Annotated in this window: 27 protein-coding genes and 1 tRNA gene; 18 read left to right on the forward strand and 10 right to left on the reverse strand. The window is 38.2% G+C overall.

The annotated features are described in order from the left end of the window. Window positions 1–9 precede the first annotated feature (9 nt). Window positions 10–666, reverse strand: a complete 657-nt coding sequence (gene deoC / locus LB454_RS00330) for a deoxyribose-phosphate aldolase (RefSeq protein ID WP_224462320.1) — start codon at window positions 664–666, stop codon at window positions 10–12. A gap of 140 nt (window positions 667–806) precedes the next feature. On the opposite strand from deoC, the gene rpsF reads away from it, so the two are divergent. From rpsF to LB454_RS00360, 6 genes are all read left to right on the forward strand, one after another. Then, on the forward strand, window positions 807–1145 hold the full coding sequence (gene rpsF, locus LB454_RS00335; RefSeq protein WP_224462321.1) for a 30S ribosomal protein S6: 339 nt from the start codon (window positions 807–809) through the stop codon (window positions 1143–1145). Between the two features lie 2 nt (window positions 1146–1147). After that, a complete protein-coding gene (gene rpsR / locus LB454_RS00340) occupies window positions 1148–1444 on the forward strand; it encodes a 30S ribosomal protein S18 (RefSeq protein ID WP_003438584.1) in 297 nt (98 codons plus the stop codon). A 12-nt stretch (window positions 1445–1456) separates the two neighbouring features. Further along, a complete protein-coding gene (gene rplI / locus LB454_RS00345; protein ID WP_224462322.1) occupies window positions 1457–1906 on the forward strand; it encodes a 50S ribosomal protein L9 in 450 nt (149 codons plus the stop codon). 119 nt (window positions 1907–2025) lie between these two features. Beyond that, the gene (locus LB454_RS00350) at window positions 2026–2499 is read left to right on the forward strand and encodes a DUF6495 family protein (RefSeq protein WP_224462323.1); all 474 of its coding nucleotides are present in this window, start codon (window positions 2026–2028) and stop codon (window positions 2497–2499) included. A 38-nt stretch (window positions 2500–2537) separates the two neighbouring features. Continuing rightward, window positions 2538–3914, forward strand: coding sequence for a histidine--tRNA ligase (hisS, locus tag LB454_RS00355; RefSeq protein WP_224462324.1), 1377 nt, complete (start codon window positions 2538–2540; stop codon window positions 3912–3914). A gap of 69 nt (window positions 3915–3983) precedes the next feature. Then, window positions 3984–4178 carry a hypothetical protein gene (locus LB454_RS00360; protein ID WP_224462325.1) on the forward strand — a complete coding sequence of 65 codons (195 nt, stop codon included), beginning with the start codon at window positions 3984–3986 and terminating at the stop codon, window positions 4176–4178. 81 nt (window positions 4179–4259) lie between these two features. Here the strand turns inward: LB454_RS00360 and LB454_RS00365 are convergent. Beyond that, a tRNA-Met gene (locus LB454_RS00365) sits at window positions 4260–4333 on the reverse strand. A 129-nt stretch (window positions 4334–4462) separates the two neighbouring features. On the opposite strand from LB454_RS00365, the gene LB454_RS00370 reads away from it, so the two are divergent. Together LB454_RS00370 and LB454_RS00375 are read left to right on the forward strand one after the other, a co-directional pair. Continuing rightward, the gene (locus LB454_RS00370; RefSeq protein ID WP_224462326.1) at window positions 4463–4855 is read left to right on the forward strand and encodes an START-like domain-containing protein; all 393 of its coding nucleotides are present in this window, start codon (window positions 4463–4465) and stop codon (window positions 4853–4855) included. 13 nt (window positions 4856–4868) lie between these two features. Then, complete coding sequence (locus LB454_RS00375; RefSeq protein WP_224462327.1) at window positions 4869–5723, forward strand: aminotransferase class IV; 855 nt, start codon at window positions 4869–4871, stop codon at window positions 5721–5723. On the opposite strand, the gene LB454_RS00380 is transcribed toward LB454_RS00375, so the two are convergent. From LB454_RS00380 to LB454_RS00400, 5 genes are all read right to left on the reverse strand, one after another. Next, complete coding sequence (locus LB454_RS00380; RefSeq protein ID WP_224462328.1) at window positions 5720–6283, reverse strand: YqgE/AlgH family protein; 564 nt, start codon at window positions 6281–6283, stop codon at window positions 5720–5722. The two genes, LB454_RS00375 and LB454_RS00380, sit on opposite strands and share 4 nt — an antisense overlap. Window positions 6284–6392: 109 nt before the next feature. Continuing rightward, window positions 6393–6665, reverse strand: coding sequence for an HU family DNA-binding protein (locus LB454_RS00385; RefSeq protein WP_003438613.1), 273 nt, complete (start codon window positions 6663–6665; stop codon window positions 6393–6395). Between the two features lie 165 nt (window positions 6666–6830). After that, entirely contained in the window at window positions 6831–7784 is a 954-nt protein-coding gene (fmt, locus tag LB454_RS00390; RefSeq protein ID WP_224462329.1) for a methionyl-tRNA formyltransferase, read from the reverse strand. Beyond that, window positions 7781–9697, reverse strand: coding sequence for a RecQ family ATP-dependent DNA helicase (locus tag LB454_RS00395; RefSeq protein WP_224462330.1), 1917 nt, complete (start codon window positions 9695–9697; stop codon window positions 7781–7783). Before LB454_RS00395 ends, fmt begins: the two co-directional genes overlap by 4 nt. Then, window positions 9694–10245, reverse strand: a complete 552-nt coding sequence (locus tag LB454_RS00400; RefSeq protein WP_224462331.1) for an AAA family ATPase — start codon at window positions 10243–10245, stop codon at window positions 9694–9696. Before LB454_RS00400 ends, LB454_RS00395 begins: the two co-directional genes overlap by 4 nt. A 65-nt stretch (window positions 10246–10310) precedes the next feature. Here LB454_RS00400 and LB454_RS00405 point away from each other — a divergent pair, with 65 nt between their 5' ends. Genes LB454_RS00405 through murA form a run of 3 tightly spaced genes read left to right on the forward strand, consistent with a single transcriptional unit; the run spans window position 10311 to window position 12619 of the window. Then, the gene (locus LB454_RS00405) at window positions 10311–10607 is read left to right on the forward strand and encodes a DUF493 family protein (RefSeq protein ID WP_224462332.1); all 297 of its coding nucleotides are present in this window, start codon (window positions 10311–10313) and stop codon (window positions 10605–10607) included. Between the two features lie 53 nt (window positions 10608–10660). After that, complete coding sequence (locus tag LB454_RS00410) at window positions 10661–11305, forward strand: DUF4290 domain-containing protein (protein WP_224462333.1); 645 nt, start codon at window positions 10661–10663, stop codon at window positions 11303–11305. Beyond that, window positions 11306–12619 (forward strand): UDP-N-acetylglucosamine 1-carboxyvinyltransferase, encoded by a 1314-nt coding sequence (murA, locus tag LB454_RS00415; protein WP_224462334.1) that lies wholly within the window; start codon window positions 11306–11308, stop codon window positions 12617–12619. Between the two features lies 1 nt (window position 12620). Here the strand turns inward: murA and LB454_RS00420 are convergent, their stop codons facing one another. Then, on the reverse strand, window positions 12621–13187 hold the full coding sequence (locus LB454_RS00420; protein WP_224462335.1) for a class I SAM-dependent methyltransferase: 567 nt from the start codon (window positions 13185–13187) through the stop codon (window positions 12621–12623). A gap of 77 nt (window positions 13188–13264) precedes the next feature. On the opposite strand from LB454_RS00420, the gene LB454_RS00425 reads away from it, so the two are divergent. From LB454_RS00425 to LB454_RS00435, 3 genes are all read left to right on the forward strand, one after another. Beyond that, window positions 13265–14593, forward strand: coding sequence for a DUF2254 domain-containing protein (locus tag LB454_RS00425; RefSeq protein WP_224462336.1), 1329 nt, complete (start codon window positions 13265–13267; stop codon window positions 14591–14593). Between the two features lie 139 nt (window positions 14594–14732). After that, window positions 14733–15185, forward strand: coding sequence for a LexA family protein (locus LB454_RS00430; RefSeq protein ID WP_224462337.1), 453 nt, complete (start codon window positions 14733–14735; stop codon window positions 15183–15185). Then, the gene (locus LB454_RS00435) at window positions 15185–16501 is read left to right on the forward strand and encodes a Y-family DNA polymerase (protein WP_224462338.1); all 1317 of its coding nucleotides are present in this window, start codon (window positions 15185–15187) and stop codon (window positions 16499–16501) included. Before LB454_RS00430 ends, LB454_RS00435 begins: the two co-directional genes overlap by 1 nt. A 9-nt stretch (window positions 16502–16510) precedes the next feature. On the opposite strand, the gene LB454_RS00440 is transcribed toward LB454_RS00435, so the two are convergent. Together LB454_RS00440 and LB454_RS00445 are read right to left on the reverse strand one after the other, a co-directional pair. Further along, window positions 16511–16798 (reverse strand): type II toxin-antitoxin system RelE/ParE family toxin, encoded by a 288-nt coding sequence (locus tag LB454_RS00440; RefSeq protein WP_224462339.1) that lies wholly within the window; start codon window positions 16796–16798, stop codon window positions 16511–16513. After that, window positions 16791–17030: a ribbon-helix-helix domain-containing protein gene (locus LB454_RS00445; RefSeq protein ID WP_224462340.1), complete on the reverse strand. Its 240-nt coding sequence runs from the start codon at window positions 17028–17030 to the stop codon at window positions 16791–16793. The genes LB454_RS00440 and LB454_RS00445 overlap by 8 nt, the downstream gene beginning before the upstream one ends. 502 nt (window positions 17031–17532) lie before the next feature. Here LB454_RS00445 and ychF point away from each other — a divergent pair. The 4 genes from ychF (at window position 17533) to LB454_RS00465 (ending at window position 23722) form a co-directional block, all read left to right on the forward strand. Further along, on the forward strand, window positions 17533–18627 hold the full coding sequence (gene ychF / locus LB454_RS00450; RefSeq protein ID WP_224462341.1) for a redox-regulated ATPase YchF: 1095 nt from the start codon (window positions 17533–17535) through the stop codon (window positions 18625–18627). Between the two features lie 315 nt (window positions 18628–18942). Then, on the forward strand, window positions 18943–20271 hold the full coding sequence (locus tag LB454_RS00455; RefSeq protein WP_224462342.1) for a DEAD/DEAH box helicase: 1329 nt from the start codon (window positions 18943–18945) through the stop codon (window positions 20269–20271). A 7-nt stretch (window positions 20272–20278) separates the two neighbouring features. Next, the gene (locus LB454_RS00460) at window positions 20279–21595 is read left to right on the forward strand and encodes a DEAD/DEAH box helicase (protein ID WP_224462343.1); all 1317 of its coding nucleotides are present in this window, start codon (window positions 20279–20281) and stop codon (window positions 21593–21595) included. Window positions 21596–21910: 315 nt separating this feature from the next. Then, window positions 21911–23722, forward strand: a complete 1812-nt coding sequence (locus tag LB454_RS00465) for an ABC transporter ATP-binding protein (RefSeq protein WP_224463849.1) — start codon at window positions 21911–21913, stop codon at window positions 23720–23722. The last annotated feature ends 86 nt before the right edge of the window (window positions 23723–23808 follow it).

Below are 23808 nucleotides of genomic sequence, written 5' to 3' on the forward strand. Positions count from 1 at the left end.
ATAGTAGGTTTAATAGTTTGAATCAGATGAAGTTCCCTCTACGATAGCGATGCCAGCCGAAGCACCAATTCTGGAAACCCCCAGATCAATGTATCTTTTGGCAGTTTCAGCGTCTCTTATGCCTCCAGAGGCTTTTATCCTTACACGACTTGAGGTGTTTTTTTTCATGATTTCCACAGCTTCTTCGGTAGTGCCGTAACTTCCAAATCCAGTAGATGTTTTGACATAATCAGCTCCAGCACTTTCTGCGAGCTGGCTGGCTTTAGCGATTTCATCGTTGGTAAGATTGCAAATTTCGAGAATAACCTTCAAGGTGTGATTTCCTATAGCTTGCTTCACAAACCGAATATCATTTTCAACATATTGAAAGTCTTTTTCTTTGACTTTGCCTTGGTGGATGACCATATCTATTTCTGAAGCCCCATCTGCGATCGCTTGTTTGGCTTCTTCAACTTTAGTTTTAGTAGAACAAGCACCAAGAGGAAAGCCTACGACGGTACAAACTTTCACATTAGAATCTTTAAGGATGTCTACGGCAGATTCAACGTAACTGGAGTTGATACAGACGGTAGCAAATTTATAAGCGATAGCTTCTTCACAGAGATTATGAATCTGGGTGAGGCTAGCGTCAGCCTTTAGTAAAGTATGATCTATATAAGTATTCATAGGGGTTTGAATGATTTTGAAGTAAAGATAAAAGTTTGAAATGAATCTGAATACTAATCGCTAAAATATATCAATAGCAGGGGTTTGCAATATTAAGAATATGTTGTACTTTTGCAGGCATTAAAATAAAATAGATATTTATGAATCATTATGAAACTGTTTTCATCTTGAATCCCGTTTTATCTGAAGACCAGATAAAGGAAACAGTAAAGAAATACGAAGATTTTCTTGTTTCGAAAGGTGCAAAGATGGTAAACAAAGAAGATTGGGGCCTAAAGAAATTGGCTTACCCAATCCAGCACAAAAAGAGTGGTTTTTACCACTTATTTGAGTACACAGTAGATGGAACTACCATCGAGCCTTTGGAAGTCATGTTCAGAAGAGACGAGAGAATGATGCGTTATTTGACCGTTAAACTAGACAAACATGCTATTGATTGGGCTAAAGAACGAGTTAAACGAATTAAAACTGGCGCGTAATTATGGCAACAATTGAAGAACAATCAAAAGGAAAGAACGACGGTGAGATCAGATATCTAACCCCGTTAGACATTGAAACTAAAAGTAAAACCCGTTTTTGTCGTTTTAAAAGAGCTGGCATCAAGTATGTAGATTACAAAAATGCTGACTTCTTGATGGAATTTGTAAACGAACAAGGTAAAATTTTACCAAGACGTTTAACAGGAACCTCTTTAAAATACCAAAGAAAAGTATCTCAAGCTATCAAGCGTTCACGCCACTTAGCTTTGATGCCATACGTAGGTGATTTATTAAAATAAAAAGGCAAAAAAATGGAAATTATACTTAAGAAAGACGTAGATAATCTTGGTTTTGCCGATGACTTAGTATCTGTGAAAAATGGATACGGTCGTAACTTTTTGATTCCTCAAGGTCTTGCAGTTCTTGCAACACCTTCAGCTAGAAAAGTTTTGGCAGAAAACCTTAAGCAACGTGCTTATAAAGAAAAGAAAATTGTTGACGAGGCTAAATCTTTAGCCGAAAAAGCAAAAGATCTTGATATTAAAATACCTTCTAAAACAGGTGCTGGTGATAAACTTTTCGGAAGCATCACAGCTGGTAACCTTCAGGAAGTATTAGCTAAGCACGATGTAGACATCGACAAAAAATACATTACTATTCTTGGTGGTAACATCAAGCGTTTAGGTCAGTACGACGCAAAATTAAGATTTCACAGAGATGTGATTTTGGATTTCACTTTTGAAGTGATTGCAGAGAACTAAGACTTTATAAATTATCAAATTACTAAGCTGACTTTCGAGTCAGCTTTTTTTATAACCAAATTTTTCTTTCTATTGTCCAGATTTGGATGAAGGAATGAATCTTTTTTATTTTTGCACTCATGAAATACGAAAGACTTACACAGGAGCAGCTTAAAGAAATGCACAAAGAATTTATCAATTTTTTGGCGAGTCAGTCCATCACCAAAGAGGAGTGGGAAAACATCAAAGTCAACAAACCTCAGGTGGCGGAGGATGAACTCGATGTCTTTAGTGATTTGGTTTGGGAAGGTGTGCTCAACAACGTCAATTATCTTGAGCATTTCTCTCCGCAGCAATTATTTTTATTCGAATTTACAGATCAATTCATCAATTTGATTGGTCTTAAAATCGAAAATGAGGCTATAGATATCAATACCAAACAGGGTTTCCAATGGCTTCGAGATAACCTCCTAAATGAAGATGTTCAGATTTACACCTCACAAAAAGCCATAAGTGAAGACAGAAATAAAGATATTTTTGCACTTATCAAGCAAGGAGCGCACATTACCAAAGGCAAACTTTACCAGTATTTTGATGGTATGGTAGAAAAGTAAATTTATTTTAGCGTTTTTATAATTTTTTAAAATTAAACATGGCAAGTAAAGCGTCAATACCTAAGGGAACACGTGACTTTTCACCTCTGGAAGTCAGCAAGAGACAATACATAAGCTCAACGATTCAAGAACATTTCAAAACCTTTGGTTTTCAACCTATTGAAACCCCAACCTTTGAAAATTCAGACACCTTGATGGGTAAATATGGAGAGGAAGGCGATCGCTTGATTTTTAAAATTTTGAATTCTGGGGATTATTTGAAGAAAGCAAATTCAGAAGCATACCAAGGAAAAGACAGTGTTAGGTTAGCTTCATCCATTTCAGAAAAAGCCTTGAAGTACGATCTTACTGTTCCATTTGCCAGGTACGTCGTTCAGCACCAAAATGAAATTGATTTTCCTTTTAAACGCTTTCAAATTCAAAACGTATACAGAGCAGATCGTCCACAGAGAGGAAGGTTCAGAGAATTTACGCAATGTGATGCCGATGTGATTGGCAGCGACAGTCTATGGCAGGAGGTAGAGTTTATTCAATTATACGACTCGGTTTTTACAAGTTTAAAATTAGAAGGGGTCACGATCAAAATGAACAACAGAAAAATTCTTTCTGGTCTGGCTGAAGTCATTGGCGAAAGCGATAAACTCATCGATTTTACAGTTGCTTTAGACAAGCTGGACAAAATAGGTGAGGAGGGCGTTAAAAAAGAAATGCTGGACAAAGGCATTTCAGAATCTGCCATCGAAAACATCCAACCTATTTTCAATTTTAATGGTGATTTTGCAACTAAAATCAGTTTGCTTAAGTCTCTTCTTTCAAACTCTGAAATTGGACAACAAGGAATTGAGGAACTAGAATTCATTCAGAAGGCCTTACAGGAATTACCTCTAAAAACAGCGACCTTGGATCTTGATGTGACCTTAGCTCGCGGACTTAATTATTATACTGGAGCTATTTTTGAGATTTCGGCTCCAGCCAAGGTGAAAATGGGCTCCATTGGCGGTGGAGGAAGATACGATGATCTCACTGGTATTTTTGGACTCAAAAACATGAGTGGAGTTGGTATCTCTTTCGGTTTGGACAGAATTTATTTAGTTCTGGAAGAATTGGATTTATTTCCAGAAGAAATCAAAGAAACCACTAAAGTCTTATTCATCAACTTTGGGGAAGAAGAAGCTTTATATGCCCTCAAAGCTATTACAGAGTTGAGAACGGCATCTGTTTCTGCTGAATTGTATCCAGACGCAGCTAAAATGAAGAAACAGATGACTTACGCGGATAAAAGAAGTATCCCATACGTAGTTTTAGCAGGCGGCAGCGAAATGCAATCTGAAGTTTACAATTTAAAAAATATGAAAACGGGAGAACAAGCATCCTATACAAAGGATGATTTAATTAAAAAGTTGACGATTTCATAAGTATTGATGCTTTTAACGCTTCTTTATGTAGTGTAAATGTGAATTTAATTTTACATTTAAAATAAAATTATGGGAGCAAATAAGAACATTAAACCTTGGGAAGATGCCGCTAAAGATGAAAATGAAGTGCATCTCGCCGATATGCATGGAGACGGAGTTCATTTTGACAGGTCTATTCTAGCTAAAGCAAAGCGGAACAAACAAATCAACAAGGAAAAAGCTGAAAAAGCTCAGAGAAAGAAAAACATAATGAAGAACAGTTGAAATCCTTTATTTTATAGGTTTTGAGCTGAATTAATTTTGGAATAATATATAAAAAAACCCTGCGATTGCAGGGTTTTTTTGTAGCGTGGACGAGAGTTGAACTCGTGACCTCCGGGTTATGAATCCGACGCTCTAACCAACTGAGCTACCACGCCGTTTTAAAGGATTGCAAAGATAATATTATCTTTTGCTTTAGCAAATTTGTTTATGGAATAATTTCAATTAAAGTTTTTATACTTCACTCAATTATCCATATATTGCTTTTCAATCTAAAATAGAGTGAAATGAGTGATAAAGTTAAATACGAATTAGAATTTCCAATACAAGCTTCTCCATCTTTACTATTTCAATATATATCAACTCCCTCAGGTTTGAGTGAATGGTTTGCTGATAATGTCAATTCCAGAGGTGAGCTTTTTACCTTCATCTGGGAAGGTAGTGAAGAACAAGCCAAACTTTTATCTAAAAAAACAGATGATCGCATGAAGTTAAGATGGACGGCCGATGATGAAGATGGCTTGAGCTACTACTTTGAAATGAAAATACAGGTAGATGAAATTACCAAAGATGTGTCATTAATGATCACCGATTTTGCTGAAGAAGATGAAGTGGATGAAGGCAAGATGCTTTGGGAAAATATGGTATCTGATTTGAAACAAATTTTAGGTTCATCATAAATATTAGGAGTCTATGAACGTTTTTGTAAACGGCGAAATACAATCAACTGAAAATTCATCATTAAACCTTACCAACAGAGGTTATAATTATGGAGATGGTTTATTTGAAACGATGAGAGTAATCAATTCCAAAATCATGTTTTGGGAAGCACACTATTTTAGATTAATGTCCTCTATGAGAATTTTGAGAATGACCATTCCGATGGAATTTTCACCCGAATATCTAGAAGAGAAAATAGCTGAACTCATCAAAGCTAATCATTTAGAGAAAGCTTCAGTACGCGTAAAGATCAATATCCATAGAAACGAGGGAGGATATTATACTCCAGAAGACAATTCTATAGGTTATGTAATTTCTACTCAACCTCTCGAAAATGCATTTTTTACTTTAAATGAGGAGCCTTACGAGGTTGAACTGTTTAAAGACCATTATGTATTATCAGGAATGTTATCAACGATTAAATCCAATAACAAGTTGGTTAACATTCTTGCAGGTGTTTATGCTAAAGAAAATGACTTTGACAATTGTTTTTTAATCAATGAAAAGAAATCAGTTCTTGAAGTTACTAACGGAAACATATTTATGGTAAAAGGGGATGTGATTAAAACGCCTCCTTTGTCTGATGGCTGCTTAAATGGAATCATTCGTAAACAACTTATAGAAATTCTCGGAAAATCTGAAGAATACACTCTGAAAGAAGAATCTATCTCTCCATTTGAACTCCAGAAGGCTGATGAAATTTTTTATACCAATGCGATACAAGGCGTTCAGTCGATTACCAAGTATAGAAAAAAAACCTATACAAATACGGTTGCGAAGAGTCTAGTTGGCAAACTCAATGCTAAGGCCAGATTGGTAGAGGTTTAGTTGTAATTTGGATTATCCGGTGCATTGGACCATAGCAAATATTCTCCTCCCAGATCTTTCATTTTTTCCTGCCAGTATTGACCATCTTTAAATGAATTAAGGATATCATTGGATGTCGTTTCAGAATCGATGATCCAAGTCTTTAAATCAATTTCAGATTCCAATTGTGCTGGATCCCAACCTGAGTAACCCAGGAAAAATTTAATGTTTTCAGGAGTAATTTGTTTTGTATTGATCAGATTTACGATAGTGTCAAAAGAACCTCCCCAATAAATTCCGTCTTTTATTTCAATACTGTCAGTAATAAGATGGGGGACATCATGAATAAAATAAAGATTTTCCTGCTCTACAGGTCCGCCATTAAATATTTTGAAGTGTTCTTCTATTTCTGGAATTAATTCCTCAAGGTTAAAGTCCAGAGGCTTGTTGATTATAAAACCAACTGCACCTTCCGAATCCAGATGTGCTAGTAATATCACAGATCGATTAAACGTTAAATCACCAATTGTAGAAGGTTCCGAAACTAATACATCTCCTCTGTTAAGTACAAGTCTTTCCATAGTTTGTGTTTTAGATTTAACAATTTAACTAAATGTATAAAAAATTATAACAAAAAAAGACCTTTTAGTAAAAGGTCTTTAAATTCTAAAGAAATGTAAGAAATTCAGCTTAGTTGACTGCTTTTTGCAAATCAGATCCAGCTTTGAATTTTACTACATTTTTAGCAGCGATTTTGATAGTTTTACCAGTTTGTGGGTTTCTACCTTCACGTGCAGCTCTTTTAGATACAGACCAAGATCCAAATCCAACTAAAGAAACGCGATCTCCTTTTTTAAGGGCACCTTCAACGTTTTCTAGGAAAGACTCTAATGCTTTTTTAGCTTCAGCTTTAGTAACACCAGCATCTTCTGCCATGGCATCGATTAAATTCGTTTTGTTCATAATGTAAAATTTAGATTTTGTTGATTAAACATTTTATTAACACATTACAAATTTATATGGAAAATATTACTGTGCAAGAATTTCCCCATAAAATCCTTGCAGAATAGGCAAAAAACAGGCTTTTGAGTTAGATTTCTGTAAATCTATACCTTTAATTGCCTGATTTTATAAAAATCGAAAGTCAGCTTCCCAGCCCATTCCGTTAACTAGTGCATGAGACGTCATGCGTTTTTTCCCAGGTAATTGCAATTCCTTGATGTGAACATAACCATCATTTACAGCTACACAGATTGTTTTCTTCTCTTTATCATAGAAAGTACTTCCTACCTCTTTATTATGTTTTACTGGTTCGGGTGATACCTTGAAGACTTTCACTTTCAATATTTCATCTTTTTTCGTCAACTCTGTCCAGGCAGTTGGGAAAGGTGTAAGGCCTCTCACGAAGTTAACAATTTGTTCTGCAGATTGATTCCAGTTGACTTTAGTGTTCTCTCTAGTCAATTTTGGAGCTGATTTTAAAGCTGCATTCAACTTCTGGGTTTTTGCTTTAGCAGTTCCGCTTTCTATGGCTTTTACAGTTTTTAGAACTAGTCCAGCTCCTAGTTCCATTAACTTATCATGGAGACTTTCTACATCGTCTTCGGCAGCAATCGGAATTGTTTTAGAGTCTATGATGTGTCCTGTATCAATCTCTTCATCAATAAAAAAAGTGGTGACACCAGTTTCTTTTTCTCCATTTATAATTGCCCAGTTGATAGGCGCTGCGCCACGATATTGAGGTAACAAAGAAGCATGAAGGTTGAAGGTTCCATAATCTGGAAAACTCCAGACTACTTTTGGAAGCATTCTGAACGCCACAACCACCATGAGATTTGGGTTCAATCTCTTCAAATCGTCCTGAAATTCTTCAGATTTTAAATTGGTTGGCTGTAAAACTTCCAAATCATGTTGTTCAGCATATTGCTTTACAGCAGATGAATGCAAGCGTTTCCCTCGTCCTGCAGGCTTATCTGGAGCGGTCACTACAGCTACCACATTTACTTTGGAAGCGACCAAATGATCTAAAATGCCAACAGCAAATTCCGGGGTTCCCATAAAAAGTATTCGAAGTGTATTCATAGATTTTCCTTGTATGTGTTTTTTGATGTCAATTTTATTTTCCCATAATCCAGCAACCATTGCAAAGTCTCAAGAATCGCCTGTTTTGGATATTCAATCTTTTGAATAATTTCTTTTGAATTTAATTCCGTTCCATTCAATAGTTTTAAGATATCCAGCTTAATATTTTTATAATAATTAGAACTGGGGTCTCTTATCGCGTTTACCTGATTCTTGTTGCAATTACTACAATTTTCACAAGCGCTGAAGTCTTTTTCGCCGAAGTATTTCAGGATAAAAGCTTGTAAACATAAGTTGCTTTCTCCAATGTAATCTAGGACTGCCTCAGCTTTTTGAAGTTTATTTTCCTGATACTGTACGACATATTTACGCAAAGGATTTAGGGTATACTTGTCTTCCCGAGGGGGAATCAATGTAATGCTTAAATCTTGTTTAATAAATTCAGCAGAAAGCAGTCCATGCTTTTCTAAATCTTCCAGCTGTGAATATACTTCAGCGTCATTTAAGCCTGTCTTTTTCTTAAGTAATTGAGTATTTATAGTCAATTCCTGTTCAAAAACGCCACCGTAAGTTCTCAATAGGGTTCTTACAAGCAAAGCATATTGGGTATGATTGTCGATAAAACGAATCAGCTGTTCACTAGAGACCAGGAACTTTAATTTTGTTTTTTTCTGAAAGGACTTGTCCAGACTTATAACACTCAATCTATCGAGTAAATTAAGAGTGTTATAGGTCAAAATTGTATGAAGGTTGTATCTGGAACAAAACTCATGGAAATTAAAATCAAAGACTTTATTTTCTCCTTCACCATAAGCCACTCTAAAATTACTCATCATCGCTTTATATACCACTTGTACCGCTTCAAAGGTTGGAATGGTCTTCACGAACTGATTGTTGAGTCTTAGCTTATCACTTTCATTATAAAGAATAATGGCCTTAGATGCATAGCCGTCTCTACCAGCTCTTCCGGCTTCCTGATAATAACTTTCCATGCTTTCTGGCAGATGATAATGAATTACCTGTCTTACATTTGCCTTGTCTATTCCCATCCCAAAAGCATTGGTAGCAATCATGATGTGATGTGCTTCATTCAGCCAGGATGCTAATCGGTTTTGTTTTTCAGTTTGTGAGATACCTCCGTGAAAAAAAGTAGATTTCAGGCCTTTTTTATTGAGAAAATCTGATAATTCCATGCAAGCTGAGCGGTTTCTTACGTAAACAATACTGCTAGGCTCAGAATGTTCCAGCAAAATGAATAGATCGTTCATTTTATCATTCGAAAACTCATTCAGAAAAGAAATATTTATCCTTTTAAAACTATCTTCAACCAGAGTTGGCACTTTAAGCCCCAATTCTTCAGTGATATCTTTTTTGACCTGAGTAGTTGCTGTAGCCGTTAATGCAATGGTAGGCACTTGGGGATGTAATTCTTTTACAATTTGAATTTGACGATAAGCTGGACGGAAATCATGTCCCCATTGAGAAATACAGTGGGCTTCATCTACAGCGATAAAGTTCACATTCATTTTGGCTATGCGTTGCTGCACTAAGTCTTGCTGAAGACGCTCTGGAGACAAGTACAAAAATTTATAATTACCATAAACACAATTGTCCAGCTTTTGGTCGATTTCCTTATAAGGCATACCACTTTTCAGCAACTGGGCTTTTATACCTCTGGACTTAAGATTTTCTACCTGGTCTTGCATCAGCGCGACTAGAGGCGATATCACAATGCAAATACCGGGTAAAACTAAAGCAGGAACTTGAAAGCAAATGGATTTACCACCGCCTGTGGGCAAAAACACACAGGTGTCTTTGCCTTCTAGTGCAGAAGATATAGCAACTTCCTGGGAAGATTTGAAATTTTCGTATCCCCAATAGGTTTTTAATATGTCCAGGGGAGTGGGTGTCATTTTTTCTGAATGGTTTCTAAGATGAAGTCAATACGTTTATTTATTTTCGACTTGGGGACTTCTATGAGTTCATAGCCCAGGTCCTGGTAAGTTTTCTTCAAAGCTTCTTGAAGACTTTTAGCCAGTTCCAAATCTTCAAAGCGTTCGTTATCTTGGATGTAAATATCATTCCAAATGGGGAAGAGAAAGACATTATCATACCTGTAGTTTTGATTTGCTTTTACAAATTCATCCGGATAGGTTTCGCCAAAATGATCCATATAAGCTGTTACATCTGGAATGCCCCGGTCTATAAAAACATGATGGGTATCTTTAGTTTCTGCTTCTTCAAATTGTTTGATTCTCCCTTTAAGCAGCATTTCACTAAACTTGAGAGGCTCATCTAAAAATAAATGTTCAATTCCTAATTGTCTGGCTTCCAGGGTGACTTCTCGAGAAATTTCAGAAAAACACCAATAGCCTCTATCAGACAGGGCTTCCAGAACAGTAGATTTTCCAGTGCTTGGACCTCCTATAAGTAGATTTTTGACTGGCTTTAATTTGGACATAGATTAATGATACTAAGATTTATAAAAATAGGTAATAACAGTATATTTGCATAAAACTATTGAAAATGAAGTCCGATAAATCTTCAGAGGAATTTTATAAAACGCTGCGCAAAAGACTCAAAAAAACGAGTGACTGGCCTGCACCTTATTTGTATAAATTTATTTTACCATCTTCAGATCAAAAAAATGTAGATCAATTGATTTCCATTTTTGATAATCTTGGAGCTGTTATTTCAACAAAAAAATCTTCAAAAGGCAAATATACCAGCGTTTCTATAAATGTCACACTAAAATCTCCAGATATTGTCATAGAAAAGTATAAAGAAGTTGGTGAAAAAATTGAGAATGTGATTTCTCTGTAACCAGACTAAAAATTAATTGCTTATTTTGCAATTCTTATTTAAAACAAAGACCATTGATAACTTATCTTGAATACAATTCTGAAAGAAACGAACTGAAGATACCTGAATACGGAAGACATATCCAAAAAATGGTAGAATACGCCAAAACCATTGAGGACGACGAGAAGCGAAATAGAACCGCCAAAGGCATCATTGATGTGATGGGAAATATGAATCCCCACTTGAGAGATGTGCCAGATTTCCAACATAAACTTTGGGATCAATTATTCATTATCAGCAACTTTGAGCTAGATGTGGAATCTCCATTTCCAAAACCATCCAGAGAAGAGCTTTATGCTCGCCCAGAGCCTTTAGCTTATCCTCAAAACTTTCCAAAGTATAGATTTTATGGCAATAACATCAAACGTATGATTGATGAAGCCATCAAAATTGAAGACGGAGAGATGAAAGATGGCTTAATGTTCAATATCGCTAACCACATGAAAAAATGTTATCTGAATTGGAATAAAGATTCTGTTTCAGATAAAATTATCTTTGATCATTTAAGGGATTTAAGCGATGGTAAACTAGATTTGAAAGCGGATGATGAGGAGTTGAGCGATGCCAATGCTTTGGTAAAACAAGCCAATAAGCGCTCTAAGCCACAAAAGAAAAACTTCAAAAATAACAACAACCGCAACCGCAAACGCAAATATTAAATGGCAACTTTCCAAATTGAAGGAGGTCACCAACTGAAAGGTGAAATCCAACCTCAAGGCGCAAAAAATGAAGCTTTACAAATCCTTTGTGCTGTATTATTGACACCAGATGAAATCAAAATTCACAATATTCCAGACATAAGAGATGTCAATAAACTTATTGAGATTCTCGGAAATCTGGGTGTAAAAATTCAAAAGTTAGGCAAAGGAAGCTATTCGTTTAAATCAGACGAATTGAATTTAGAGTATCTGGAAAGTCAGAAATTTAAAGAGGAAGGAAGTAGCCTTAGAGGGTCTATTATGATTGTGGGTCCGCTCCTTGGTCGATTTGGTAAGGGATATATTCCAAGACCGGGCGGAGATAAGATTGGCCGACGACGTTTAGATACGCATTTTGGTGGTTTCATCAATCTTGGAGCAAAATTTAGATACAACAAAGAAGAGCGTTTTTATGGAGTTGAAGCCCCAGAAGGTTTAAAAGGGGCCGACATGCTTCTGGAAGAAGCTTCGGTTACTGGAACCGCCAATATTTTGATGGCAGCTGTTCACGCTGAAGGAACCACAACTATATACAATGCAGCCTGTGAACCTTACATTCAGCAACTATGCAAAATGCTGGTGTCCATGGGTGCCAACATCGAAGGCATTGGCTCCAATTTATTGAAGATCAAAGGTGTTAAAGAATTAACGGGTTGTACTCACAGGGTCTTGCCCGATATGATTGAAATCGGTTCCTGGATTGGCCTTGCCGCCATGACTAAAAGTGAAATTACCATCAAAAATGTGAGCTGGGAAAATCTTGGAATTATTCCTGTCACCTTTAGAAAACTAGGCATTCAACTCGAAAAAAGGGGAGATGATATCTATATTCCCGCACATACCGATGGGTATGAAGTCGCAACGTTCATTGATGGATCTATTATGAATATCAGCGATGCGCCGTGGCCCGGGTTTACTCCCGATTTGTTAAGCATTATTTTGGTAGTAGCAACACAAGCCAGAGGAAGTGTTTTGATTCATCAAAAAATGTTTGAAAGCCGATTGTTTTTTGTGGATAAACTCATCGATATGGGTGCCAAAATCATACTTTGTGATCCACACCGTGCCACTGTTATTGGTCACGATTTCCAGTCTCAGCTGAAAGCTACCACTATGACCAGTCCAGACATTAGAGCTGGTATATCACTGCTCATCGCTGCACTTTCAGCAAAGGGAACGTCTACCATTCACAATATTGAACAGATTGACCGTGGGTATGAAGATATCGATGGTAGATTAAAAGCTATCGGAGCAAAAATTAATCGTCACGATTAACTTATTGTTTTTCTAGATGATACATCACTTGTGTGAAAATGGCCAAAACTTGTGTTTTGGTCTTTTTTTTGACCTTCAAGTTGTGTTGTTGGAACAAGGCTTCCCATTGGGCTTCAGATTTATTGGAGTGGGGGTGCCCTTTAAATTCCATATTCACCAGTGAATCCATAAACCAGGTCAGTCGTTTCATTATTTTATTGGAATACACATCTTCAAGAACAATAATTTTTGTTTTGGAGACGCGAACTGCTTCAGCAAACACCTGTTCAGGGTTTGGGCAATGATGCAAAACAGTGATAAGCATGGAGGCATCAAAGGTTTCATCATTAAAAGGAAGGTGCAAACCATCATAGATAACAGGAGTGATGCCGTCTTGGGCTGTTTTATCGACAACATCTACAGGAGTAACCTTAAAGTTGTTTTGAGATAAAAAATGAGCAAATCCGCCGCTACCAGTGCCAATATCTACAATTGTCGTGCTGTCATTTAAAAAACCACCTATCAATTTCGCTTTTGAACTATTTCTGCGCTTGTCTTTAAAATTGGTAATCCAAGTGTTGAACGACATGTCATTTTTTTCGCAATCTAAAAAGACCTACGCATAAACGCTTTAAAAAGTTTACATTTAAATATTAAAATCAATTTATGGGAAAACTTAAGTTTTTGTGGCAAGAATTGACTGGAAGCTTCTGGTTCATTCCTATGTTTATCATTTTATTTTCAATAGGATTAGCCTCTGCACTAATTTTTGTGGATAGGACCGTAGATATAAAGTCAGTAGGATTCTTAAATTATATCCTTACCGAAAGTGCAGACTCTGCGAGAAGTGTTTTATCGACCATTTCTGGTGCGATGATAGGTGTGGCAGGAACAGTTTTTTCAATTACGCTTGTCGCTTTGACTCTAGCTTCGTCTCAATTTGGTTCTCGTTTGCTGAGAAATTTCATGCATGAGCGTCTCAATCAGATCGTTTTAGGAACTTATGTCTCTACCTATGTCTACTGTCTCATCGTTTTGAATGTTGTCAAAGACAACGATGCCCAAGTCTTTATTCCTACCTTGTCTATATTGATAGCCATATTAGCAGCCGTTGGAAATATCGTTTTGCTAGTTATTTTTATACACTCCATTTCTACTAGTATTCAAGCAGATAAAGTCGTTTCTGATATTTCTATTGCTTTGATGAAAAACATCGAAACTATTTTTTCTGAAGAACTAGAAGGAGAGGACGATTCTGCTGGGCATAATACTAAAGATTTAGATGAACATTTAAAGGAGTTTTCAAATTCCAAAACTCTACGTTCTCCTAAAGGTGGGTATTTGCAATACCTCCATAATCAGTCGCTTTTTAATGCTGCTTTATCTGGCGACTATGTGATTGTTTCACACCATCGAATTGGCAGTTATATCGTAAAAGGCGAATCTTTGTTAAGTATATATTCTAAAAATGAATTTAATGATGAATCTGCCACTGATTTTGAAGGGAATTTTATCATTGGCAATTCCAGAACGCCTCAGCAAGACGCAGAACACTCTATTCATCAAATGGTCGAGATTGCCTGCAGAGCCCTATCTCCGGGGGTAAACGATCCTTTTACAGCCATTTCTTGTATAGATAACCTTACTTCAACCATGTGTTACCTCACTCAAGTTAAATTTCCCTCCAAGTATAAATTTGGCGATGACGGTCAGTTGCGATATGCTTTTAAACCCCTGACTTATCAAAGCATGCTGGATGCAGCCTTTTTACAGATCAGACAGTTTTCTAAAGGAAGCCCTGCTGTTGTAATCAGACTCATGGAATCCATGATCAAAATTCATAAGTTCACACCACATCGCATTCATAAAACAGCTATAAAAGAACATGCGGAAATGATTCTAAAAGTTGCTGAAGATTCTTTTGAAGAAAGCCATGACCTGGAAGATATGCGTGATCGAAGTCGATGTATTTTGGAAGAAACTGAAGGAGAATAAATTTACCTCTAAGTTGAATTTTTCCGATTCAAGGTTCACCTGATTTTATTCCTAATTAGACCTTAATTCTACAAACGTTAATTAACTAGGATATATTCCTACATTATGGAATATATCCTAAATTTGTAGAAAAAACAATATGTTGCATTTGGTTCATCAGGCGCAGCGCGCCTTGGAAATTTATCCTCCAGATTTATCCAGAAGCCTGGATTTGCCATTTGTAAATCAGGGTATTAGTGCTGGATTTCCTAGTCCTGCAGATGATTTTCTAGACATCAAGATCGATTTGAACAGAGAGTTTATCAAAAACCCAAATTCTACGTTTTACGCCCGGGTTCGCGGGAGTAGCATGATAGGAGCAGGACTCAGAGACGGAGACTTGCTCATTATCGATAGAAGTCTGGAACCCGAACACAAAAAAATAGCCGTCTGTTTCATCGATGGTGAATTTACCGTCAAACGCATCAAAAAAGAAAAAGACAGCATCTGGTTGATGCCAGAAAATAAAGAGTATCCCCCGATAAAGGTGGATGACAGCAACGACTTTGTGATTTGGGGAGTGGTGACTACTGTGATTAAAAAAGTTGACTGATGTTTGCTCTGGTCGATTGCAATAATTTTTATGCCTCCTGCGAGCGGGTGTTTAATCCCAGTCTGCGAGACAAACCCGTCGTGATTCTATCCAATAACGATGGTTGTGTGATTGCCAGAAGCAATGAAGCCAAAGCTTTGGGCATTCCTATGGGAGCGCCAACGCACAAATTTGAAAAGCTATTCAAGCAGCATAGTGTCCATGTGTTTTCTTCCAATTATGCTTTGTATGGCGATATGAGCTCTCGGGTGATGAATATTTTGGCAAGTTTTACACCAGATATTGAGATTTACAGCATCGACGAGTCATTTTTAGAATTTACGGGTTTTGAAAATTACGACATGCAGGCTTACTGCGAAAAGATGAAGTATGTGGTCGAAAAATCGACCGGTATTCCCATAAGCATTGGGTTAGCGCCTACAAAAGCCTTGAGTAAAATAGCCAATCGTATTGCTAAAAAGTTTGCCGAACGCACTGGAGGTGTTTTTGTTATGAAAGATGATGTCGCCAGAATAAAAGCTTTAAAGTGGCTGAAAATTGAAGACGTCTGGGGCATTGGTCGTCAACATGCCTTGCGCCTCAAAAAGCACAATATTCACACCGCTTACCCATTTTCAGAACTGCCTGACGAATGGGTGAGAAAGCAGATGAGCGTGGTGGGTTTACGCCTTAAGAAAGAATTACAGGGCCGACGAACCCTAGAGCTGGAAACCCCTGCCAACAAAAAAGCCATCGCGACCACACGCTCTTTTGACAAGCAGTACAAAGACTTCGATTATGTCCAGGAGCGGGTGAGTAGTTTTGCCATCAAGTCGGCGGAGAAGTTGCGACGGCAGGGGAGTTGCTGCCAGATGGTGTATGTGTTTCTTAAAACCAATAAATTTCGTCAGGACTTACCGCAGTATCAGAATAGCATTGTGGTGCAAACGGGTTATCCTACCAATTCCAGTATAGATTTGGTGAAATTTGCTGTAGAAGGGCTGAAGAAGATTTATCATCCTGATTATTACTACAAAAAAGCAGGTGTGATTGTGATGGGTCTGGTACCTGAAGACCAGCGGCAGCTGGCGTTTTTTACAGCAGAAAATCCGAAGCACAAAGAACTGATGCAGAAGATCGACCGATTAAACGGAGTTTACGGCACAGGCGCTGTGCGTTTGGGGAGTCAAGATTTGGGCAGAGTCTGGAAAATGCGGAGGGAACGGCTTTCTCAAGCCTATACGACAAGTCTGAACCATGTGATAGAAGTGAAAGTAGGCAAGGACGAGAAGAACAAAAGCGATAACAATTCTGAAAGGTTTGTGGGTTTGTTTTAAACTAAGAAATTATAAAATATTACTCAAATCTTGCTTGCCAATGATAGTCATTATCTCAACAGTATCATTATTTATTCTATAGTATATACTATCAGATCCACAGACACAGCGTCTGTATCCTTTCTTGATGAAGTCAACAGATTCAAATGAAAAGGGTTGTTTGGAAATAATCTCAAAATACTCAAAGAAAGAATCAAAATATTTATCAGCTTGAGTCAATCCAAATTTTCGAACACCAAACTGATGAATTCTTATCAAATCATCTTTCGCAACACGACTTAATTTGTAATTAGCCATTGAGCGAAGACTTAGATTCTGCTAATATTTGTGCCTTAGTAGCATTGGTAAATCCGCTATTTTCAGCTTTTTCAAGCTTGGCCTGAATCCAATTCACTTGAACTTGCTGATTTCTGGCTTGGCGAATCAAATCGTTAATGAGTTCACTTTTGCTAGAGTATTCTTTACTTTCAATTTGATTTTTTAACCAGTCATCGTTGGGTTCTGTAAGTGAAATACTTTGTCTGCTCATAATTAAAATATTTGATGTAAAATTACACCAAATTAGCACCAAATCAAAAGTTTTTAACTATTTGATATACTTCAAGAATTTGATATTAATTTGAAACAGGATTGACTTGGGTTAGGCCAACAGCTTTTAGAACTTTTTGATTTCACGCAAAGCAATCTAAGAATGCGCAAAGTACGCAAAGAAGAATATTTTCTACGAACTGAAATTATTCAAACTTACAAGTCACCTTAAAGCCTTCAGTCAAAACCTTTACAGTCTGGACGGAGGAATAAATGAACGAAAAGCATTAAGCTCACTGGTAAGATTATGAAGAAGTGCAGTATCAATTTCCGAAGAAAAATATCCTGTAATTTGCCAAGCCTAAGCCGAATGTCATATGCTCAAAAAACCTTAGCTTTGCAGCTTTAAAAATTTGAAGATCATTTGATATGAAATGAGCCATTCTATAAAAACTAATTAATGGTGAATTACATCTAAACTTTGAAAAAAATAATATAACTAGATGAAAGCAGGAATTGTAGGCTTACCCAACGTAGGAAAATCGACTTTATTTAACTCACTCTCCAATGCGAAAGCGCAGAGTGCGAACTTTCCCTTTTGTACGATAGAGCCCAACATCGGGGTGGTCAACGTGCCAGATCCACGTCTGGAGAAGCTGGAATCCCTCGTCAATCCTGAGCGTGTGGTGCCTGCCACCGTAGAGATTGTAGATATTGCAGGACTGGTAAAAGGAGCAAGCAAAGGGGAAGGATTGGGTAATCAGTTTCTGGGAAACATAAGAGAAACCGATGCGATTTTGCATGTTTTGCGTTGTTTTGACGATGATAATGTGGTGCACGTGGACGGAAATATCGACCCGATTCGCGATAAAGAAACCATCGACATCGAATTGCAGTTAAAAGACCTGGAATCGGTTGAGAAGAAAATGGATAAAACCAAGCGTGCTGCCAAAACTGGTAACAAAGAAGCGCAACGCGAATTTGGAGTTTTGGAAGCTTTGAAAACAGGTCTGGAAAGCGGAACATCCGTGAGAGCACTTAGCATAGCTGAAGAAGATAGAGCCGATTTTGTAAGGCCAATGCAGTTAATTACCGACAAACCTGTGATGTACGTTTGTAATGTGGACGAAGGTTCTGCCGTGAATGGCAATGCTCATGTGGATCGCGTGAGGGAAGCCGTAAAAGACGAAAATGCTGAAGTTTTAGTACTGGCAGTAGGCATCGAGGCCGATATTGCAGAGCTTGATGACTATGAGGAACGCACCATGTTCCTTGAAGATATTGGTCTTGAAGAGGCTGGAGCCGGCAAATTGATCCGTTCTGCTTACAGATTGCTAAATCAACAAACTTATTTTACTGCTGGTAAAAAAGAAGTAAGAGCCTGGACAGTGAAGGTAGGGGCCACCGCTCCACAGGCTGCGGGAGTGATCCATACAGATTTTGAACGCGGATTTATACGTGCGGAAGTGATCAAGTATGATGACTTCGTTCACTTTGGCAGTGAAGCCAAAGTGCGTGATGCCGGAAAACTAAATGTAGAAGGCAAGGAGTACATCGTGAAAGACGGAGATATTATGAACTTTAGGTTTAACGTTTAAACAGGTTTTAGGCTGTAGGTATTGGGTAATAAGAGTGTTGAGCTTCCCTAAATAGTCTTGACTGTTGTGAATTAGGAATCAGGAATCAGGACTTTTGGAACCAGAATTACTTAGAAATGGGTGCTGATTACTACAACTCAATGACACGTATACAACTTACAGCGCTTCAATCCTTAACGCTCAGTAACAAGCTGAACTTCCCTGATTAAAGTCGACCGATAAACTGATAACGAAGAACTGTGAACCAGTTAGATTCATTATTGATCTGAACGCTTTTTAAGGCTTGCAAAGTCTTACCTTTGCAAAAATTTTTACATGTCAAAGCAGTTTTCAGAATTAAACATAGAGGAGTCTTTACAAAAAGCTTTATCGGAGTTACGGATCAGTATACCTACGGAGGTTCAGAAAGAAACCATTCCTCATATTTTAAATCAAAACCAAGATCTTGTCGTTTTATCCAAAACGGGAACAGGAAAAACAGCGGCCTATGGTTTGCCCTTACTTCAGTTACTCAAGTTAAAAACAAGTGAAATGCAGGTGCTTGTTTTGGCTCCCACCAGAGAACTCGCTCAACAAATTCATCAGCAGCTGGTCGCATTTGCTCAGTATTCCGACCCGCTTCCCATGCTAGCTTTAACTGGCGGAACGCCTATAAAATCTCAAGTAGAAGCCCTAAAGCAGACTCCCTCTCTTATTGTGGCTACACCTGGCCGCTTATTGGATCTTGTAAAACGAGAGGCTATAGATTTGAGTTGCATTACACATTTGGTCTTAGATGAAGCGGACGAAATGCTAAGTGCTCTAAAGACAGAAGTGGACTCGATCCTTAAAGCTTTGCCTAAAACGAGAAGAACATTCCTGTTTACAGCTACGCTTCCAGGAAGCCTAAAACAAATCATACAAAATGCCATGTCTCCGGATGTTCTCCAAATCAATGTAGGTATGTCCACAGTAGGTCACCAAGGCATTGACCATCGCTATGTCGTTGTGGAACCCATAGAAAAGCTGGAGGTATTACTGTATTTTTTAAATTCCAGACTTGGGCAAAGAGGCATCATTTTTTGTAAGACTAAAGCGGCGGTCAATAAACTGGCGAAAAAGTTAGCCATCAATAAATTTTCTTCAGGAGCTATACACGGGAGTCTTACGCAAGGGATAAGGGATCGTGTTTTGGGACAGTTTAGAGAAGGGCATATTGACATCTTGGTCGCTACCGATCTCGCAGCTCGGGGCATTGATGTGAAGGCGGTTTCCTTTGTGGTCAATTACCATTTGCCAGATACATACGAAGCCTATGTCCATAGAAGCGGACGGACTGCCAGAGCAGGAGCAGAAGGACTTTCATTTACGGTTTTACAGCAGGATGAAGTCGTGGAGTTGGCTAACTTCGAAAGTGAATTGGGAATAACCTTTCACGAAGTGACCAAAGCAGACCCTCAAAGTCTTGAAGAAAACAATGCCTTATTATGGGCTAAAAAGATATTTAAAACCAAACCCAATCGGGAGGTCTCTTCCGAATTCAGAACTAAGATCCAATCGATCTTCCATCATTTAACCAAAGAAGAACTCATCGATAAAGTACTGGCTTATCAGTTGGCGCAAGCTAAGACTGAGCACACAAGCACTGAACCTTCTAAAAAATAAAAAGCCAATGGCAAATTCTATAAAGTCACAGGAAGAGATTTTACAAAAACTCAATATACAGACGTTGAACCCCATGCAGGCGGAAGCTATTCCCTTGATAGAAACCAAAGCGAATACCTTGCTGTTGTCTCCAACAGGAACTGGTAAAACTTTGGCCTTTTCATTGCCTTTATTGGAAATGCTGGATCCAGAATCTCCAGACGTTCAGGCTTTAATTTTGGTACCGTCCAGAGAATTGGCTATTCAAATTGAACAGGTGATTCGTTCGATGGGCTCAGGTTATAAAGTTAATGCCGTTTACGGAGGCAGGCCTGTATCCAAGGATAAAATCGAAATCAAACACCATCCCGCTATACTTATTGGAACACCAGGAAGAATTTTAGATCACTTTAACCGCGATCAATTTTCTAAAGCAAGCATTAAAACCCTGGTTCTGGATGAGTTTGACAAATCTTTGGAAGTGGGCTTTGAAGAGGACATGAAATCGATTATAGGTCAGTTGCCCAACCTCTCTAAGCGGATATTAACCTCCGCAACCCAAGGCGTTAAAATTCCAAATTTCGTGGGTTTAGAAAAGCCGACAATCGTGAACTATTTAGACAACAAACGCAATTCTAAATTAAGCCTTAGAACAGTGATTTCTCCAAACCCAAACAAATTAAAAACCTTGGTAGAACTGGTTCAGCATGTAGGCAATCGTCAGGGCATTGTCTTCTGTAATTTGAGAGAAAGCATAGAGAAAGTGAGTACTTACCTGAATCAGCACGATATCAGTCATACCTGTTTTTCAGGGATGATGGAGCAAAAAGACCGGGAACGGGCCTTGATTAAATTTAGAAATGGAAGCTCACAACTCTTAGTGGCTACCGACCTGGCTTCCAGAGGGATTGATATTCCGGAAATGCAGTTTATCATTCACTACGAACTCCCGCGTCACGAGGAAGAATTTATTCACAGAAATGGGAGAACAGCCAGAGTGGATGCTAAAGGAACGGCTTATATCTTAAAAGGAGAACGCGAGTCTTTACCAGATTTTATTGGTGAGGTGAGCAGTGCCGATATCTCTAAAAAAGCAGTCCTGAAACCCAGACATTGGGAAACTTTGTTTGTTTCAGGAGGCCGCAGAGATAAGATTTCAAAAGGCGATATAGCCGGATTGTTTTTTAAACAAGGTGGACTCCATAAAGATCAGCTTGGGACTATAGAACTGAAACCCGACTGTGCATTTGTAGGTGTTCCTTCTAGTCTGGCTGAGGAATTAGTAGATAAATTAAACAACTCCAGGTTGAAAACTAAAAAAGTGCGCATTAGGATTCTTGACTGAGAATGAGAATTAAGAACAAAGAGAAAAGAACAAAGAGGATAGAACAAAGAGAAAAGACATCTCAAAATGACCATACTGAATTTTAAATGCAAAGAGTCTGCTTTGATGGGTGAAGCGGTGATGAACTTAAAGTAAGTAGTTATTGAGTCAGTGAGTTTGTGAGTGAATTTGTAGATGGAGTGATTTTATAAGAATTCATTTTTGAAATACGCATCAAAGCATAAAGTAAAGTTGAAATGCTTCTGACTTTTATACCTTTGCGATAAGCTTTGCGTTCTTTGCGTGAAATTACTCAATACAATTGATAACCCATATATGGCTAAAGCTCGCGAGAAAAAGAGCAATTTTGCATCTCTCAAATTTGTTCCCAGGTTCCTAAGTAAAGTCTACCGTACGCATCCGGGGCTTTTTATTGCCAATGTGTTCTTGAGACTACTGAAATCTTTGATTCCTATCGCCTTGTTATGGGTGGGTAAGGAAATCATCGACGAAGTTATTTTTCAGGTAGATCTAGATGACAAAGACCTAACACGTCTCTACTGGCTCATTGGTATTGAGCTAGTTCTGGCGATTTTCAGTGATGTGTTCAATCGATTAATTGGTCTGACTGATGGTCTTTTAGGGGATTTGTATTCCAATACGTCCTCCATAGAACTGATTCAGAAAACAGCTAAGGTTGAATTAGCCAGTCTGGAAGACTCCGAGTTTTATGATAAACTCGAGCGGGCGAGACAGCAAACCACTAGCCGAGTGTCGCTGATGTCCAATGTTTTGGCACAAATTCAGGATATCATTACCATCATTTCGCTGATTTCCGGACTGATTTATTTCTATCCTATTCTGATTTTATTATTAGTCATTTCTATTATCCCATCGTTTATCAACGAACTAAAATACAGTCAGTCGACGTATTCCCTTCAAAAGAGCTGGACGCCTGAACGTCGGGAGTTGGATTATATGCGAATGATTGGTGCCAGTGATATCACCGCTAAAGAAATTAAACTGTTTGGTCTGGCAGATTTTATCAGCAACACCTTTAAACGCATCTCCGATAAATATTACAAAGCGAACAAAAAACTATCCATCAAGAAGAGTTTGTGGGGCGGTACCTTTCACATCCTAGGAGATTTGGCCTATTATGGCGCATATGTATTTATTGTACTTAAAGCTGTAGCTGGTTTTGTCACTATCGGTGACTTAACCTTCTTAGCAGGGTCGTTCAGCCGACTTCGAAGTCAATTGCAGACCGTGTTTTCAAGATTTTCTAATATTACAGAAAGCGCCATGTATTTGCAGGATTACTTTGAGTTTATCGATATGGATTTCAGCGGAGAGAATCCAGAGCAGTATCGTGAAGGCCCGACGGAGTTTAAGCACAGCATCCGATTTGAAAATGTAAGTTTCAGGTATCCACAGTCAGATAAAAATGTGTTGACCAACATTTCTTTTGACTTGATCAAAGGTGAGAAATTAGCGCTGGTAGGGGAGAATGGTGCTGGAAAAACAACCTTGATTAAACTGTTACTCCGGCTATACGATCCCACTGAAGGTCAAATTTTGATGGACGGCGTTCCTGTTCAGGAGTACCGCAAACAAGACTATCAGAAAATGTTAGGTGCTATTTTTCAGGACTTTGTGAAGTATTACTTAACGGCTAAAATCAATATAGCAGTGGGGAATATTGAGGAAGAACACAATACCGAAAAAATCAAAAATGCCGCGGTGCAAAGTCTGGCTAATGATGTGATCGAAAGTCTGCCCGAAGGCTATAACCAGGGCTTGGGACGGCGTTTCCGGAAAGGAGCAGAGCTCTCTGGTGGTCAGTGGCAGAAAATCGCTTTGGCCAGAGCCTATATGTCGGATGCGCCGATTATCATACTCGATGAACCAACTTCAGCCCTGGATGCCAGAGCAGAATCACAGGTGTTTCAGCGATTTATTGCCTTAACCGAAGACCGCACCAGCATCATTATTTCGCATCGCTTCTCCACGGTGAGAATGGCAGATCGAATTTTAGTCTTAAAAAATGGACAAATCCTGGAGATGGGCACCCACGAAGAGTTACTGGCTAAACCACAATTGTACGCCGAGTTATTCGAATTACAAGCTGAAGGGTATCGGGAGTAATAGCTATTAGTTGAATAACTTACTTAGCACTTCCGTGGTGAATTTATCCCTACGCTCACTACGGTTCCGTAGTAATTTTGTGATGA

The sequence above is a fragment of the Psychroflexus montanilacus genome, assembly GCF_020164535.1.
GTDB lineage: Bacteria > Bacteroidota > Bacteroidia > Flavobacteriales > Flavobacteriaceae > Psychroflexus > Psychroflexus montanilacus.

Excerpts from the sequence above, each read along its gene's own strand:
- LB454_RS00420 (WP_224462335.1), bottom strand. The coding sequence starts at position 13,187 with ATGTCGTTCAACACTTGGATTACCAATTTTAAAGACAAGCGCAGAAAT.
- LB454_RS00460 (WP_224462343.1), top strand. The coding sequence starts at position 20,279 with ATGGCAAATTCTATAAAGTCACAGGAAGAGATTTTACAAAAACTCAAT.
- hisS (WP_224462324.1), top strand. The coding sequence starts at position 2,538 with ATGGCAAGTAAAGCGTCAATACCTAAGGGAACACGTGACTTTTCACCT.
- LB454_RS00400 (WP_224462331.1), bottom strand. The coding sequence starts at position 10,245 with ATGTCCAAATTAAAGCCAGTCAAAAATCTACTTATAGGAGGTCCAAGC.
- LB454_RS00425 (WP_224462336.1), top strand. The coding sequence starts at position 13,265 with ATGGGAAAACTTAAGTTTTTGTGGCAAGAATTGACTGGAAGCTTCTGG.
- murA (WP_224462334.1), top strand. The coding sequence starts at position 11,306 with ATGGCAACTTTCCAAATTGAAGGAGGTCACCAACTGAAAGGTGAAATC.
- LB454_RS00430 (WP_224462337.1), top strand. The coding sequence starts at position 14,733 with ATGTTGCATTTGGTTCATCAGGCGCAGCGCGCCTTGGAAATTTATCCT.
- ychF (WP_224462341.1), top strand. The coding sequence starts at position 17,533 with ATGAAAGCAGGAATTGTAGGCTTACCCAACGTAGGAAAATCGACTTTA.
- LB454_RS00435 (WP_224462338.1), top strand. The coding sequence starts at position 15,185 with ATGTTTGCTCTGGTCGATTGCAATAATTTTTATGCCTCCTGCGAGCGG.
- LB454_RS00395 (WP_224462330.1), bottom strand. The coding sequence starts at position 9,697 with ATGACACCCACTCCCCTGGACATATTAAAAACCTATTGGGGATACGAA.
- LB454_RS00440 (WP_224462339.1), bottom strand. The coding sequence starts at position 16,798 with ATGGCTAATTACAAATTAAGTCGTGTTGCGAAAGATGATTTGATAAGA.
- LB454_RS00380 (WP_224462328.1), bottom strand. The coding sequence starts at position 6,283 with ATGGAAAGACTTGTACTTAACAGAGGAGATGTATTAGTTTCGGAACCT.
- LB454_RS00370 (WP_224462326.1), top strand. The coding sequence starts at position 4,463 with ATGAGTGATAAAGTTAAATACGAATTAGAATTTCCAATACAAGCTTCT.
- rpsR (WP_003438584.1), top strand. The coding sequence starts at position 1,148 with ATGGCAACAATTGAAGAACAATCAAAAGGAAAGAACGACGGTGAGATC.
- deoC (WP_224462320.1), bottom strand. The coding sequence starts at position 666 with ATGAATACTTATATAGATCATACTTTACTAAAGGCTGACGCTAGCCTC.
- LB454_RS00405 (WP_224462332.1), top strand. The coding sequence starts at position 10,311 with ATGAAGTCCGATAAATCTTCAGAGGAATTTTATAAAACGCTGCGCAAA.
- LB454_RS00455 (WP_224462342.1), top strand. The coding sequence starts at position 18,943 with ATGTCAAAGCAGTTTTCAGAATTAAACATAGAGGAGTCTTTACAAAAA.
- LB454_RS00465 (WP_224463849.1), top strand. The coding sequence starts at position 21,911 with ATGGCTAAAGCTCGCGAGAAAAAGAGCAATTTTGCATCTCTCAAATTT.
- LB454_RS00350 (WP_224462323.1), top strand. The coding sequence starts at position 2,026 with ATGAAATACGAAAGACTTACACAGGAGCAGCTTAAAGAAATGCACAAA.
- fmt (WP_224462329.1), bottom strand. The coding sequence starts at position 7,784 with ATGAATACACTTCGAATACTTTTTATGGGAACCCCGGAATTTGCTGTT.
- LB454_RS00385 (WP_003438613.1), bottom strand. The coding sequence starts at position 6,665 with ATGAACAAAACGAATTTAATCGATGCCATGGCAGAAGATGCTGGTGTT.
- LB454_RS00375 (WP_224462327.1), top strand. The coding sequence starts at position 4,869 with ATGAACGTTTTTGTAAACGGCGAAATACAATCAACTGAAAATTCATCA.
- rplI (WP_224462322.1), top strand. The coding sequence starts at position 1,457 with ATGGAAATTATACTTAAGAAAGACGTAGATAATCTTGGTTTTGCCGAT.
- LB454_RS00360 (WP_224462325.1), top strand. The coding sequence starts at position 3,984 with ATGGGAGCAAATAAGAACATTAAACCTTGGGAAGATGCCGCTAAAGAT.
- rpsF (WP_224462321.1), top strand. The coding sequence starts at position 807 with ATGAATCATTATGAAACTGTTTTCATCTTGAATCCCGTTTTATCTGAA.
- LB454_RS00445 (WP_224462340.1), bottom strand. The coding sequence starts at position 17,030 with ATGAGCAGACAAAGTATTTCACTTACAGAACCCAACGATGACTGGTTA.